This is a genomic window from Candidatus Paceibacterota bacterium, from assembly GCA_035530615.1.
Classification (GTDB): domain Bacteria; phylum Actinomycetota; class Actinomycetes; order Nanopelagicales; family Nanopelagicaceae; genus QYPT01.
Window position 1 is genome coordinate 43,298 of record DATKUL010000002.1, and the last position, 13,907, is coordinate 57,204.

14 protein-coding genes and 2 tRNA genes are annotated in these 13,907 nt (G+C 50.0%); 10 read left to right on the top strand and 6 right to left on the bottom strand.

What is annotated here, in order from left to right:
* Nucleotide 1: 1 nt before the first annotated feature.
* Nucleotides 2-1,315 carry a replication-associated recombination protein A gene (locus VMW30_03210; protein ID HUW87371.1) on the bottom strand — a complete coding sequence of 438 codons (1,314 nt, stop codon included), beginning with the start codon at nucleotides 1,313-1,315 and terminating at the stop codon, nucleotides 2-4.
* Between the two features lie 259 nt (nucleotides 1,316-1,574).
* Here VMW30_03210 and VMW30_03215 point away from each other — a divergent pair, with 259 nt between their 5' ends.
* From VMW30_03215 to VMW30_03230, 4 genes are all read left to right on the top strand, one after another.
* Nucleotides 1,575-2,597 carry a DUF4325 domain-containing protein gene (locus VMW30_03215; protein HUW87372.1) on the top strand — a complete coding sequence of 341 codons (1,023 nt, stop codon included), beginning with the start codon at nucleotides 1,575-1,577 and terminating at the stop codon, nucleotides 2,595-2,597.
* Nucleotides 2,598-2,714: 117 nt separating this feature from the next.
* Nucleotides 2,715-2,993, top strand: a complete 279-nt coding sequence (locus VMW30_03220; GenBank protein HUW87373.1) for a helix-turn-helix domain-containing protein — start codon at nucleotides 2,715-2,717, stop codon at nucleotides 2,991-2,993.
* Between the two features lie 31 nt (nucleotides 2,994-3,024).
* Complete coding sequence (locus VMW30_03225; protein ID HUW87374.1) at nucleotides 3,025-4,242, top strand: HipA domain-containing protein; 1,218 nt, start codon at nucleotides 3,025-3,027, stop codon at nucleotides 4,240-4,242.
* An 86-nt stretch (nucleotides 4,243-4,328) separates the two neighbouring features.
* Nucleotides 4,329-4,817, top strand: coding sequence for an ArsR family transcriptional regulator (locus tag VMW30_03230; protein ID HUW87375.1), 489 nt, complete (start codon nucleotides 4,329-4,331; stop codon nucleotides 4,815-4,817).
* Between the two features lie 497 nt (nucleotides 4,818-5,314).
* Here VMW30_03230 and VMW30_03235 read toward each other — a convergent pair.
* Nucleotides 5,315-5,387: transfer RNA gene (locus VMW30_03235), tRNA-Lys, on the bottom strand.
* A 185-nt stretch (nucleotides 5,388-5,572) separates the two neighbouring features.
* Here VMW30_03235 and VMW30_03240 point away from each other — a divergent pair.
* A complete protein-coding gene (locus tag VMW30_03240) occupies nucleotides 5,573-6,145 on the top strand; it encodes an HNH endonuclease family protein (protein HUW87376.1) in 573 nt (190 codons plus the stop codon).
* Nucleotides 6,146-6,166: 21 nt separating this feature from the next.
* Here VMW30_03240 and VMW30_03245 read toward each other — a convergent pair whose 3' ends face one another.
* From VMW30_03245 to orn, 3 genes are all read right to left on the bottom strand, one after another.
* Nucleotides 6,167-6,652, bottom strand: a complete 486-nt coding sequence (locus tag VMW30_03245) for an inorganic diphosphatase (GenBank protein ID HUW87377.1) — start codon at nucleotides 6,650-6,652, stop codon at nucleotides 6,167-6,169.
* Between the two features lie 29 nt (nucleotides 6,653-6,681).
* Nucleotides 6,682-6,757 (bottom strand) — tRNA-His (locus VMW30_03250).
* A 56-nt stretch (nucleotides 6,758-6,813) separates the two neighbouring features.
* Nucleotides 6,814-7,443, bottom strand: coding sequence for an oligoribonuclease (gene orn, locus VMW30_03255; protein HUW87378.1), 630 nt, complete (start codon nucleotides 7,441-7,443; stop codon nucleotides 6,814-6,816).
* 118 nt (nucleotides 7,444-7,561) lie between these two features.
* On the opposite strand from orn, the gene pstC reads away from it, so the two are divergent.
* The 5 genes from pstC (at nucleotide 7,562) to VMW30_03280 (ending at nucleotide 12,933) form a co-directional block, all read left to right on the top strand.
* Nucleotides 7,562-8,566 (top strand): phosphate ABC transporter permease subunit PstC, encoded by a 1,005-nt coding sequence (gene pstC, locus VMW30_03260; GenBank protein ID HUW87379.1) that lies wholly within the window; start codon nucleotides 7,562-7,564, stop codon nucleotides 8,564-8,566.
* The gene (pstA, locus tag VMW30_03265) at nucleotides 8,563-9,612 is read left to right on the top strand and encodes a phosphate ABC transporter permease PstA (protein ID HUW87380.1); all 1,050 of its coding nucleotides are present in this window, start codon (nucleotides 8,563-8,565) and stop codon (nucleotides 9,610-9,612) included. Before pstC ends, pstA begins: the two co-directional genes overlap by 4 nt.
* Nucleotides 9,609-10,493, top strand: a complete 885-nt coding sequence (locus tag VMW30_03270) for a phosphate ABC transporter ATP-binding protein (protein ID HUW87381.1) — start codon at nucleotides 9,609-9,611, stop codon at nucleotides 10,491-10,493. Before pstA ends, VMW30_03270 begins: the two co-directional genes overlap by 4 nt.
* Nucleotides 10,494-10,606: 113 nt before the next feature.
* Complete coding sequence (locus VMW30_03275) at nucleotides 10,607-11,746, top strand: substrate-binding domain-containing protein (GenBank protein ID HUW87382.1); 1,140 nt, start codon at nucleotides 10,607-10,609, stop codon at nucleotides 11,744-11,746.
* A gap of 128 nt (nucleotides 11,747-11,874) precedes the next feature.
* Entirely contained in the window at nucleotides 11,875-12,933 is a 1,059-nt protein-coding gene (locus VMW30_03280; GenBank protein ID HUW87383.1) for a substrate-binding domain-containing protein, read from the top strand.
* A 103-nt stretch (nucleotides 12,934-13,036) separates the two neighbouring features.
* Here the strand turns inward: VMW30_03280 and VMW30_03285 are convergent, their stop codons facing one another.
* Entirely contained in the window at nucleotides 13,037-13,831 is a 795-nt protein-coding gene (locus tag VMW30_03285; GenBank protein ID HUW87384.1) for a phosphotransferase, read from the bottom strand.
* Nucleotides 13,832-13,907: the final 76 nt, after the last annotated feature.

Below are 13,907 nucleotides of genomic sequence, written 5' to 3' on the forward strand. Positions count from 1 at the left end.
TCTAGTTTTTCCCGAGCATCTTACGAATCTGTTCTAAAGCAGTTTTGACGCGCGCTTCGTACCCGTGAGTTGTCGGGTGGTAGTACTGCGTGCCCACGAGAGCGTCGGGTAAATACTGCTGCTGCGCAACCCCCAGTGCGTTGTCGTGTGGGTAGATGTAGGAGGCCGACTCTCGCGCCGCATTTACCTGGCTATCACGCAGCGCTCCTGAGTGGGCATCCCGCAGATGCGGTGGTACGGGTCCGCCCTTGGATGAGCGCAGGTCGGCAATGGCCGATTCAATGGCGAGGTAGGCAGCGTTGGATTTCGGCGCGCACGCCAGGTAAGTGACCACCTCGGCCAGAATGATCCGCGCCTCGGGCATACCCACCAGCGCTACTGCTTGGGCCGCCGCAACAGCGAGACCCAGGGCGCCGGGGTCGGCGATGCCGATGTCCTCACTGGCACTGATCATGATGCGGCGGGCGATGAAGCGTGGGTCCTCACCTGATTCCAACATCCGCGCCAAGTAATGCAGGGAGGCATCCACATCAGAGCCTCGTATGCTCTTTATGAAAGCGCTGGCTACGTCGTAATGAGTATCCCCGCCCCGGTCATAGTTCTCGATGACGCGGTCTACGACCCGGCCCAGAACTTCGGCTGTGATCTCACCGCTGGCCGCCCCGGCTGCAGCTTCTAGATACGTGAGCGCGCGGCGCGCATCCCCGGCTGCGAGCCGGACGAGGGAGTCTCTTGCCTGCGCCGAAATCGTGACTTCGCCGTTAAGACCGCGGGCATCGGTGATAGCCCGGTCGATGAGCCCGGCGATTTCAGCATCGGGGATGGGGCGCAGGGTTAGAACAATGGAGCGCGAGAGTAGTGGGGAGATGATGGAGAAGGACGGGTTCTCTGTGGTGGCGGCAACGAGTGTCACCCACCTGTTCTCAACTCCGGGAAGCAGGGCGTCCTGCTGTGCTTTGGAGAAACGGTGTACCTCGTCAATAAAGAGGACGGTTTCTTTTGCCTCGTCCGTCAGTCTTTTTTGCGCTTGCGCCAGTACTTCACGGACCTGGGTAACCCCGGAGCTCACCGCTGAGAGTTCGACAAATACGCGCGAGCCAGAGTGCGCGATCATCTTGGCAAGGGTCGTCTTACCACTGCCGGGCGGGCCATAAAGGAGGACGCTGGTTATGTGTTTTTCCTCCCCTTGGATCAAACGCACGAGGGGTGAGCCCGGTTGGAGAAGGTGTTGCTGGCCAAGCAGGTCCTGGATACTGGCAGGGCGAAGCCTGACTGCTAAAGGTGCAGTCATATCGCTGACAGGTGGTGCGCCCATGTACATCCCAACTGAGTGACTTGGAACTTTACTGCTTCGCCTAATTTTTGACGATTGAGTGTCGCCCTTGATGGATCTCCAGTTCGGTTTCTGTAGAGTTCGAGTAGTTAGATTTTGAGGCCGAACCTCACCAATGTGGCTCTTTTCCTACAAAACCTCACTATTTTGGTTAACTTTGGAGCAATACCTCACTAGATATGTTAGATTTCCGCTCAGGAGTTCGAAATAGTGAGGTTTTAGAGCTTTGGAGGGTAGGCCGATGTCAGGACGGGTGCGGATAGGCCAACTTGCGCGGGCAGTCGGACTGCATGAAAACACGATACGTCGGCTTGCAGATACCGGGATCATCCCAAGTGAGCGAACAGAAGGTGGCCAGCGGGTATTTGAAATCGAAGCCGTCGAGGATGCGCTGGCAACTCGTTCAAAGAATCGACATCCTTCCCGCCTTGCGCGAATAGTGGTCAAAGATGACACGGTGGGCTGGGAGAAGACCGTCTCGCTCCCTGGCTTGCAGGAAGACGAGGTTTGGCAAGAAATAGTGCAGATGCTCGATCTTGACACAAAGTGCGGGGCAGCCGACATCATCCCAATGGCCTTTAATGAAATGTTGAACAACGCTATCGATCACTCAGAAGGTAGCGAAGCAAAGATTAAGTTTGCGGTGACGCCAGATGTTTGGTCTTTCGAAATCGTCGACAATGGCTGCGGGGTCTATTCCAAGATCATGAGGGAGTTCAAGCTCGACAATCGTTTTGAGTCGGTGGCGGAGTTGTCGAAGGGAAAACAAACTACAGCGCCTAAAGCTCACTCCGGCGAGGGTATTTTCTTTACTTCGAAAGCAGTTGATGTATTTGAATTGTCGTCGGATGGAATTCAATGGACTGTAGACAATCTTCGCGGCGATTTCAGCGTCGGCCAAGTGAAGTACCAGAAAGGGACACGAGTGTCCTGCCGACTTCAGGTGTATACCGCGCGAAAATACCTTGATGTGTTTAAGGAATTCACCGTTGACCATCATTTTGTACGCACCCGTCCAACAGTAAAACTGTTCGAAACTGGTATGACTTTTGTATCGCGAAGTGAAGCGCGTAGGTTGCTAACCGGACTTGGAAAATTCAGTGAAATACAACTGGATTTCGAGAAAGTCGAAGCCGTTGGTCAGGGCTTTGTTGATGAGATATTTCGAGTATGGGCATTGGACAACCTGGATAAGAAGATCGTCCCAATAAATATGAACGACGCGGTGAGTTTCATGGTTAACCGCGGCATTGTTGGCGGATAAAGGCGCATTTTTCCCTCCCACGCCCAATTTGAGACAATTCACCCTTTTGCTGACGGCAATGGTGTACACGTACGCCTACAAAGAGTATTGTACACGTACGCCTACAAAGGAGGAAAAATGAAACTGACACTACTTTCCTTAGGTTCGCAGTTGCGAGATCTGCGTCAAAAATCGCGGATGACACAAGCTCAACTGGCAAAACTTTCAGGCGTTTCTAGAGGTTGGCTAAATGAGGTTGAAAACGGGAAAGTCAATGTGGAATTTGGATTACTTCTAGATGTGTTTTCGACTTTGGGGTACGTGATAGAAGTTAATAGGGATGATAAGTCAAACAAATTGGATTTATCGGCAGAGCATCTAAAGAACAAGGAATCCGAAAATGTCTGGATGTCTTGACCTTTACTTAAATGGAATCCTGTGTGGACGTGTGACACAGAAGGACGGAGGAAGTCTCGCATTTAAATATGACGAGGAATACTCAGAAGAACAAACACCCCTTTCTCTTTCTATGCCAATACAGGTGCCCATGCATCCCAATAGATCGATCCGTGCTTACTTGGAAGGGCTGTTGCCTGACAACGAAAACGCCCTAAAAGCGCTAGGCAAGCGATTTAGCGAGTCACCCAATAATCCCTTTGCGCTACTAAAATATATTGGCCGGGATGTGGCGGGAGCCGTCGAAATATATCCAGAAGGAGAAACTCCGACAAGCAATAGCGATGACAAGGAATTGAGAAGAATCTATGAGGGCGAGATAGAGGATCAGTTGAGGGGCAAGATCGCCGAATACCAGGATGGCGTTGTCATAATCAAAAATAGCGGCAAGATTAGTCTTGCTGGGGCGCAGCCAAAAATTGCATTACATAAATCAGCAAAAGGGGAGTGGTTTGTTCCCACTGACTCTCACCCATCCACGCATATCTTGAAACCTTTGACGGAAAAACTTAAGAACCAAGACATCGTGGAGCACATAACTTTATTGGCAGCTAGAAAACTTGGACTCAATGTATGCGAAAGCGAGATTACATCCTTCAATAATTTGAGGGTTTTTATTGCCAAGAGGTATGACAGACTGCTAAATCAAGAATCGGGCATATACGTACGCCTTCATCAGGAAGATTTCTGCCAAGCACTCTCAGTCGCGCCGACCAAGAAGTATCAATTTGAAGATGGCGGTCCCGGCGTTGGTGAGATAGCGAGATTGATTTCAAAGTTTCCGGTCATAGAGAATCGGGAGGCAGTAGGAAGAGCCTTTTTTGAAGGTTTAGTGTTCAACATATATGGACGGTGTCCAGATGCCCATGCAAAGAATTATTCATTAATTCTAGTAAATCATGAAGTACGTCTCGCCCCTCTTTACGATCTGACCACAGGCGCACCTTATGGATATACCGACAACTCGGCCATGAGAATCAACTCGAAGTACAATTTTTCTACTATTTCGGAGGACGATCTCCTTGTTGAGGCCAGGAGGCTTAGGATTGATGAAGATTGGGCGAGCGAGCGCATAAAGTTTATTCGCCAGAATATTTTGTCTTCATTTATGGAAGCTGGAGATTCAGCTTTGAAAGATGTCCAAAATGAGGAATCTGTGGTGAGCGTCATGGTGGATATTGAGAGCATGCTGACTAAGCCATTTGCTTAGCCGACAGAATTTTTTTCGGGAAACAGTGCAATTGGAGTCGCCAAATATCCTGATCAGTCCGATCAACAGAGAAGTGTCCAGGTTTTTTGACACAGACCGAAGTCGACCGTGCTCAAAAAGCAGGACTAGTAACGACACGTAAAGTGGGAAATGCCACACTCGTTCGCGCTGATCAGTCAAGCAGATTCTTTAAACCCATCCGAGAAATAGTAATTGCTGCATTTGGGGCTCCAGCGGTAGTCGCAGAAGAGTTTGCGACTATTTTGGGGGTTGATGCACTCATACTGTTTGGTTCATGGGCGGCTAGATTCGAGGGAGTTGAAGGACGTTCTCCAAACGATCTGGACATATTGGTGCTTGGAAATCCAAATCGTGCTGAAATTCATGATGTGGGGGACCGAATCGAATCGAAGTTGAATCTTCCGGTCCAAATTACGGTCCGATCACTACAAGAATGGAATCATCCAGATCCCTTCCTGACCGACGTCAAGGCCCGGCCCCTTTTAGTGCTTTCGACAAATTCCAAAGCAAAGGATATTGAAGTGATATTAGAAAAGCCGAGAGTTAAAAAGTGAGTTCATGGCCGCATGGGAGAGCAACTGTTTTGCGTTTGCTAGAGGAAGGCTCCCTGGAGATGGTCACAGCCAACACAAATTTTGCAAAGCGACTTTGCGGAGATCTCGGGCTGATTCCCAGTACCCGTCGGAGTTAACGCCAAGTATTTCGATCGAAGATGCAACCTACTGTTACGAAACGTCAGTTAATATATTGAAAGTAGTAAACGAAATTTTGGATAGTGGTCGTCTAGGCACATTTTCCGAGAGTTAAGTCGCGGAACTGCCATTGAAACAACAGTGTCACGGGCGGGAATCGCGCGTCACAAGGTGACACGGGAGTTGATGCTCCAAGCAACAAGACTTAGTGCGGATGCTGTGGTCTCGGTGCAATTTTCTATGGATGGTTCGGGTAGCGCTTTAAATCGTTCACAGGCAATCACGCTGCTAGGGACTGCCGTGAAATTGAGTTGACTATCGCAAGACCAATTAGTAGAACCTGAATTTTTACGAAAAAGTGCGTTGTGAGGGACTCGAACCCCCGACCCGGTGATTAAGAGTCACCTGCTCTACCAACTGAGCTAACAACGCCGAACTTTGTGAAGATTCTGCGGATCAGACCCTACCAGCGTGGCGGGGATAGATATGCCAGTTTCCAAGAGCACGATGGACCCATGTTCTGGCATAGATATGGGCGCTCGGTGTGGGTACCCATTTTTTCCGTGTTTGCGCTGCAAATTATATCGAGTTCTTCAGCAGTCGGTTCCACCGGTGAGGTGACGGTAATTAGTGCCATAGAGAAGATTCCGGTAAAGGGGAGGGCGCCAAAAACCGGGTATTCACGAACCCAATTTGGGCAGAGATGGGCAGACACCAACCGCAATGGTTGTGACACCCGAAATGACATCTTGAATCGAGATCTCACATCAGTCACATTCAAGCCCAACACCCACTCATGCGTAGTACTCAGTGGAATCTTGCGGGATCCTTATTCAGGAACTGAAATCAGCTTTCTAAGGGGAAATAAAACAAGTTCGGAAGTCCAAATTGATCACGTAGTTTCTCTTTCAAATGCCTGGCAGACCGGTGCGTTCAAATTGACGATCCAAGTACGGACCCAGTTGGCCAATGACCCGCTCAATTTGTTGGCGGTAAAGGGCTCATTAAATAGTCAGAAAAGCGATGGCGACGCGGCTACATGGCTGCCGCCATTGAAGAGTTATCGCTGCGCTTTCGTTGCTCGACAAGTAGCCGTAAAGGCGAAGTACGGATTGTGGCTCACAAAACCTGAGAAGGATGCGATTTTGAGGCTACTGACTCCATGCCCAGAGCAATTATTGCCAAACTAATCAATTCTCAAACTAACTAATTCAGTGTCCTGCGCGATACCGGTCGTATGAGTCGTGGATTTCTTTCTCCGCTTCGTCGCGTCCAACCCACATTGCACCTTCGACACTCTTACCTGGTTCGAGATCTTTATACACTTCAAAGAAATGTTTGATTTCTAGCCGATCAAATTCCGGGACATCGGTAATTTCTTTGAGGTGATCTTTACGTACATCTCCAGCCGGCACGCAGAGCAACTTGTCATCGCCGCCTGCTTCATCGCGCATGCGGAACATACCTACTACTCGACAGCGAACGACACATCCCGGAAATGTCGGCTCATCCAGCATCACAAGTGCATCGATGGGGTCACCATCGAGACCGAGTGTGTCGTCGACGAATCCGTAATCCCACGGGTATCGCGTGGATGTAAAGAGCATGCGATCCAGACGGATCTTGCCGGTTTCGTGATCGACTTCGTACTTGTTACGGCTGCCCGCCGGGATTTCTACAATGACATCGAAAGTCATTCCTGGCATGCGGACTCCTCACTAAAACTTGGGGTGAACGACGGGGCTCGAACCCGCGACATCTCGGACCACAACCGAGTGCTCTACCAGCTGAGCTACGCCCACCAAGAGGTCCCAATACTACCCGCCAATATGGCTCTGCTGATTCGCCATCGGGGTCCCTAGTCGGTGGTCACCTGTTCCGGCTGCACTGGGCCGAATTTTTGAGCTACTTCTCGTAGAAATTTGGTTTCGGGGCCGGGGGAGGCGACGAATATGGTCTCGCGGTAGTACTTCAACTCATTTATGGAATCTTTAATATCTCCAAGGGCGCGGTGGTTTCCGCTCTTCGATGGGGAATTGAAATAGATGCGTGGGTGCCACCGGCGCGCGAGCTCCTTAATGGAGGAAACGTCGACGGTTCGATAGTGGAGGAATTCGTTGAGACAAGGCATGTCGCGAGCGATGAAACTCCGATCAACGCTGACAGAGTTACCTGCCAGTGGTGACTTCCCTGGCTGGGCACCGCTGGCTTGCAAATAGATCAGTATCAATTCTTCAGCAGTCGCGACGTCGATTCCCTCGGGAATTTCTGTGATCAAACCCGATGAGGTGTGCATTTGGGTCACAAAGTCATTCATGCCAGCCAGTTGTGCAGCGTCCGCCCGGATCACTACGTCCACGCCCTCTCCGATGATGTTGAGATCGGCATCGGTGACCAGGACGGCGATCTCTACCAGGACATCGACCGCCAGGGAGAGGCCGGTCATCTCGCAGTCGATCCAGATCAGGGGTGGGTTCTCGCTTGCCATAGGTCTCACTTTAGATGATGAAACAGGTCGCTAAATACGGCAGGGATTTCACTTGCCGTTCACCTTCCATTAACCAGCCCTCAAGGTAATTGCACCTGGAGACGAGCAAGATCGTCTTGTGTCCGAAACCCTGATTTCGCCTGTTCTCTCTCCATTGCCGGCCAAACGGGAAATTACTACCAAGCCCAGATTATCGGATCGGGTATTTGCTTGGATTGTCACGAGTGGCGCACTTTCTTCACTTCTCATTCTAGGACTGATTTTCTTCTTTCTCGCTTATCAAGGCTTCGCGGTACTTCGCTCTCAGGGACTGCATTTCATTACCGGGAGCAATTGGCAAGTTGTTCTCGATGCCGCAGGAAATATCGATCCGAAAGAGACTCAGTTCGGAATCGCTGCAATGCTTGTCGGAACCATTTTGTGTGCTGTCATTGCAATTGTTATCGCACTTCCAATATCGGTTCTTGCAGCACTCTTCTTAAATTTTTTCGCGCCACCGTCGGTGAAGAAGATTATGGTCGCGGTTGTAGATCTGATGGCAGCTTTCCCTTCTATCCTCTTCGGACTGTGGGGTTTCTTCATTCTCATGCCGAGCGCGGAGTATTGGGCGAAATTAATCCACCGTTACTTAGGTGTCATTCCGTTCTTTCAGGTCGAACCGCCGATCTATACGCGCTCGCCGTTTATCGCTGGTTTGGTGCTCGCAATTATGGTTATTCCGATTATTACCTCTATTTCTCGTGAAGTCTTCAACCAGACTCCCTTAGACCGTATTCAAGCGGCTTACGCACTCGGTGCGACGCGTTGGGCAATGATTCGCGCGGTGGTACTTCCATATGGCCGTAGTGGAATCATTGGCGGCGCAATGTTGGGGCTTGGTCGCGCCATGGGTGAGACGGTGGCCGTTTACACGGTTCTCAATGTTGTCTATCAAGTTAATTGGCACGTACTCCTAGGCGCAGGTGGCAATGTTGCTTCGATGATTTTATTGAAGTTTGGCGAAGCAGGACCAGAGGAAATCAAAGCATTGATGGCCGCAGGCCTTGTCTTGTTCTTGCTCACTTTGGCCGTTAACTCACTGGCAGATTTCATTGTCCGCAGTTCTGGAGGCAAAGGGCGATGAGCGAAAAGCCCGTCGTTCTCCCACAGAAACCGTGGAAATCTTCGCCAAAGCAGAGAATGGTTTCTGCGCTGGTACTTCTTGGAGCAATGCTTACTTCTTACCTGTTGGTGGCCACAACTCCGATGGAGGGCAAACTCGCCTATTTTCTAGTTTTCTTCTTTGCTTTTACGCTTTTTGATTTCATATTTCACTACCTAACGCGCGGCATTGCCTTAGCCAAAGATGCAATTGCTCGAGCTGTCGTCGCCCTTGGAATTTCATTGGCAGTTGCGCCGATTATCAGCATTCTGGCAACTGTGGTGATGCGCGGTTACAAAGGAATCCACCTTTCTTTATTCACAACAGATATGAAACTCAACAGCGTTTCAGATCCGATAGACCAGGGTGGACTTCTTCATGCCATAACCGGAACGGCAATTCTGGTGATTGTGGCGCTGCTTATCAGCGTCCCGTTAGGAATATTGACCGCCGTGTATATGACTGAGATCAAAGGCCGCTTTATAAGGCCGATCAAATTCTTGGTCCAGGCGATGAGCGGCGTACCTTCAATTGTTGCCGGTCTTTTTATTCTCTCGGCGATCGTTTATCCAATCACAAAATCATACTCAGGATTTGTTGGAGCACTAGCTCTTTCAATCCTTATGATCCCGACGGTTGCACGCACGTCAGAAGAAGTACTACTTCTGATTCCAAATGATTTACGCGAAGCCGGTGTCGCACTCGGCGGAACGCAATGGCGCACCGTCGCCATGGTGGTTGTTCCGGCGGCAAGGAGTGGTTTGGTGACGGCGATGATTCTTGGAATCGCACGTATTGCCGGAGAGACCGCTCCGGTGCTCCTGCTTACCGGTGGCGGAGATACAGTCAATGGGAATCCGTTTAGTGGTCCCATGGGTTCCTTGCCGTTCTATATCTGGAAGTCTTATGCGGTTGGGACTGAAGAATCGGTTACTCGCGCCTGGGCCGGAATCCTGGTTCTTTTAGTAATTGTGCTAGTGCTCTTTGTTTCAGCCCGGATTTTGAGTGAGAGAAGGACCAAGTCATGAATGACGCCAGCAACGATGAGACGGAGAATGTGATGTCCACTCAACCTTTGGTCTCGTCTCTGGGGGACGTCGCCAAGAATCGCTTTGATTCCCGGACTGCACCTGCTCAGGTCCAGGGGATTGGGCTGGAAGCTCGTGGAATTCATGCCTGGTTTGGCGATCGATTGGTTCTGGAAGATCTCTCATTGGATTTTTGGTCAGGGACTGTCACCGCACTCATTGGCCCATCGGGGTGTGGAAAATCAACCTTTATTCGCACACTTAACCGGATGCATGAATTCATTCCGGGGGCTGCTATGGCTGGACAGGTTCTTCTCAATGGAGAGGATGTGTACGCATCGGGTGTTGATGTCACCAAGATCCGCCTGAAAATCGGCATGGTTTTCCAGAAGCCAAATCCTTTTCCCTCAATGACGATTTCCGAGAACGTACTTGCTGGTTTGAAGTTGGCTCAGCTCAAGGTTGAAAATAAAGATGACCTACTTGAGGAATGTCTTGAGCGGGCGGGGTTATGGACAGAAGTGAAGGACCGACTAGGTGCCTACGGTGGTTCTCTCTCTGGCGGACAACAGCAGCGACTTTGCATCGCGCGTTCATTGGCCGTACGTCCTGAAGTTCTGCTGATGGATGAGCCTTGCTCATCTCTTGATCCAGGTTCAACCTTGAAAATCGAAGAGACTATTTCTCATCTTTCCTCGACCATGACGATCATTATCGTGACTCACAACATGCAACAAGCTGCCCGTGTCTCTGACTACACCGCATTCTTCCTATCTGAGGGCGGACCGGGAAAGCTCGTCGAAGTTGGGCCTACGGGTGAGATTTTCTCACGTCCAAAGGATAAGCGGACTGAGAATTATGTGACAGGACGGTTTGGTTAACCCCAACTGTTCATTTAGGCGTAAGTCGGCGTTTTCGAATTTCAGATGGTTCGTTCAGACTACTGCTTTAACTTTTCCCTTGTAAATGTGTCTAAACCTATGAGGGGAAGTAAATGAAAATTACGAAGACTCCGAAGATTGCCGCGATAGTCGCAGCAGTCGCTCTCTTCGCCGCACAGCCTGCAGTAGCTGCAGTTAACCTAACTGGCGCTGGATCAACTTTTGCGATCCCGCTACTTGATTCTTGCAAGGCTGGCTTCACAGCAGCAACTGGCAACACAATTACCTACTCAGGTGGCGGATCAGGAGCTGGACGATCTGCATCTGACAAGGGCATTGGTGATGTGAATTTCTCCGACACACCACACACTGGCGCAACGCGTCTAGCAACCGTAATCCATGTGCCAATCTTGGCCGCTCCTATTGCAGTGATGTACAACTTCAGAACTGCTCGGGCGCTTAATCTTTCACCGGAGACGGTCGCTGGTATCTTCAGCGGAAAGATTACAAAGTGGAATGACCCAAAGATTGTTGCTGACAACAACAGAGCATTTGACACCGTTGTATATAAGAAGAATTCAAAGGGAGAAGTTCTAAAGGATAAGACTGGTTCCCCAATCGTCCTCAAGACGGTGACCATCAGGACCCACCTCACACTTCCAAACAAGCAAATCCAGGTGATTTACCGGTCAGATTCCTCTGGAACCTCTGGCAACTTCACTGCATTTCTACATGGCATGGCTCCATCCCTCTGGCCGAACCAAAGCAATGGTGATTTCAAGGCAAGTTTTCCTGGAAACATAAACGGATTAGGAAATCTCGGCCGAATTGTGGCTGCAGCAGGTTCACCTGGTGTTGCGACATTAGCTGGAAAGACACGGTACTCAATCACGTATGCAGAGAAGAACTTTGCGAAAGCAGCCGGGCTCAACTTGGCCAATATCCAAAACGCAGCGGGTAATTATCAAGCACCCGATGCTGGCGGAACCTCAGATTTCCTTGGTGCGGCAACAGTTGATTCCAACGGATTCTTGACTTTCGACTACAACACGAAAGAAGCTGGTGCTTACCCACTAGGTATCGTTTCATACGCGTTGGTCGATACTAAGGGCAAGAACGCTGCTGCTGTTGCAGACTTTCTTTCCTACCTCTTGGATCCAAAATGTCCAGGAACTGATCCATTACTTGGATACACAACGATTACTGGTGCCTTGCACGCTTTGGACGTAAAGCAGATCGCAAAGCTTGGCTAGTCATAGCAAGAAGAGTTAACTGGAGTATGGGCGGTCGACCAAAATCGATCGCTCATACTCTTCTTGCAGGAGTGTGCAGCGGGTATTATCAATAGTCGGATAGAGATCTATCAAGGGGAGCAGAACGTATGAAAAAGAATGTGAAACTCGGAATCCTTGCACTTGTCTTGGTAGTTTTATTCGCCATCTTCTTCGCAATGCGCCCTTCTACCGATAAAGGAGCATCCGCAGTCAATCTGACTGGTGCAGGATCGACTTTTGCTATCCCCCTGTTGGATGAGTGCAAGGCTGGATACACAGCGACCTCAGGAAATACCTTCACATATTCGGGTGGAGGCTCAGGAGCTGGTCGTAGTGCCTCTGATATGGGCATTGGGGATTTTAATTTTTCAGATACTCCTCACACCGCTAATACCCGGCTTGCGACCGTAATCCATGTACCCGTTATCGCAGCCCCCATCGCCGTCATGTACAAAATGGATTTAGCCAAGCCTTTAAATCTTTCACCTTCCACCGTTGCCGGAATATTTGCGGGGACGATTTCTAAATGGAACGACCCCGCCGTGATTGCAGACAATCCTGGCGTCCAACTGCCATCAGAGAAGATCCAGGTAATTTACCGTTCCGATTCATCGGGAACCTCAGGCAACTTCACTGCATTCTTATATGGAATGGCTCCTGCGATCTGGTCAAACCCTGGCAGTAACGATTTCAAAGCTAGTTTCCCTGGCAATATTGATTCATCGGCCAATCTTGGTCGGATCGTCTCTGCTGCCGGATCCTCAGGCGTCTCTTCACTTGCGGGAAGTACCCCGTATTCGATTACTTATGCAGAAAAGAACTACGCTGACGCGGCGGGGTTGAGCGAAGCCAACATTGGAAATCGGGCGGGAAACTTTGTTGCACCTGACGCCGCAGGGACTTCAGCATTTCTCGGTGCAGCAGCAGTAGATCCGAATGGATTCCTAACCTTTGATTACGAGACGATGGAACCAGGCGCATATCCTCTGGGGATTGTTTCTTACGCACTTGTCGACACCAAAGGTAAACACGCTTCGGATGTCAAAGGACTCCTCACTTACCTCTTGAGTCCGGCATGCTCCAATGCAAACCCTGCTTTGGGTTACAGCGCTATTACTGGCGCGCTTCACGATCTAGATGTATCTCAAATTGCCAAGATTGGTTGATGGGATAACAGCGATCCTTGACGCCCCTTGCACAATTTCTTTGGCAAAAACGGACGTGCTGTCCGAAGAGATAGCACTGGGCATGCGGAATTGGTCGTCCCTCTTAGGTTGGAGACCAATCTCGGATGAGCCGTTCGCTTTCCGCACCTAGCCAAGCGGCATCCAAATCCAATCTTCTAAGGCCACCCTTGCTGACCCACTCCTGGTACACCGAATCTCCACGTGCCTTAATTCTACGTATGACATATTCTGCTTGCGCCCTCTGATTGATCGGAAGCAGTCTGAAAACTTCGGTTCGAAGTTCATTCGACGCAGAGTATCCCTCGAGAACCCACCTCGCTCTTTGCCAGGGGTCGACTAGAAGTTCGGCGTTCTTGATATTTGCCCGATTTCGAAAAGGAGCCCAGTATCTCAGCGTGATCGCTAAATCCCATGCTCTTCGCCCTGGGGAAGTTAGTTCCCAATCAATAAACGCAACTGCACTTCCGTTTTGAAAGACTACGTTCCCAGGTCCTGGATCTCCGTGACAGATAACCTCTGGAACTCCTGAAGGATCCAAAAGGCTTAAGGAAGTGGAAGCAATTCCTGCCGCAATGTCCGCAGTTGAGTCATGCAACTCTCTTAGCAACCTGCCAACACTTAGCAGGCGAGTCTTTTCTACATCGTTATCCTCATGCGCGATTTCAGAAATAACATCGCCTTCCACCCATTGCAGTTTCAGACGACCCACATCATCACGTCCAAATGATTTGGGTATCCCGCGAAAGACCTTCTCAACCTCAAGCATTATTTGTTCGACTGCGGGATCTTCATCGGCTGGTCGGAGCAGAAAATCACCAAGGCGAACCAATCTTCCGCGATTTAGTCGCCCGCCAGATATTGGTACCTCGGATTCCATAATGACTGTGAGAATATCCGAGAGTTAGTTCTTTGAGGCAAGGTGTCAAGCATTGTCGCGCTATTTTCCGCGTGGT

What these genes read in the sequence shown, in the direction of transcription:
- VMW30_03210 (HUW87371.1), bottom strand. Translation starts at nt 1,315, where the DNA reads ATGGGCGCACCACCTGTCAGCGATATGACTGCACCTTTAGCAGTCAGG.
- VMW30_03215 (HUW87372.1), top strand. Translation starts at nt 1,575, where the DNA reads ATGTCAGGACGGGTGCGGATAGGCCAACTTGCGCGGGCAGTCGGACTG.
- VMW30_03220 (HUW87373.1), top strand. Translation starts at nt 2,715, where the DNA reads ATGAAACTGACACTACTTTCCTTAGGTTCGCAGTTGCGAGATCTGCGT.
- VMW30_03245 (HUW87377.1), bottom strand. Translation starts at nt 6,652, where the DNA reads ATGACTTTCGATGTCATTGTAGAAATCCCGGCGGGCAGCCGTAACAAG.
- orn (HUW87378.1), bottom strand. Translation starts at nt 7,443, where the DNA reads ATGGCAAGCGAGAACCCACCCCTGATCTGGATCGACTGCGAGATGACC.
- pstA (HUW87380.1), top strand. Translation starts at nt 8,563, where the DNA reads ATGAGCGAAAAGCCCGTCGTTCTCCCACAGAAACCGTGGAAATCTTCG.
- VMW30_03270 (HUW87381.1), top strand. Translation starts at nt 9,609, where the DNA reads ATGAATGACGCCAGCAACGATGAGACGGAGAATGTGATGTCCACTCAA.
- VMW30_03275 (HUW87382.1), top strand. Translation starts at nt 10,607, where the DNA reads ATGAAAATTACGAAGACTCCGAAGATTGCCGCGATAGTCGCAGCAGTC.
- VMW30_03280 (HUW87383.1), top strand. Translation starts at nt 11,875, where the DNA reads ATGAAAAAGAATGTGAAACTCGGAATCCTTGCACTTGTCTTGGTAGTT.
- VMW30_03285 (HUW87384.1), bottom strand. Translation starts at nt 13,831, where the DNA reads ATGGAATCCGAGGTACCAATATCTGGCGGGCGACTAAATCGCGGAAGA.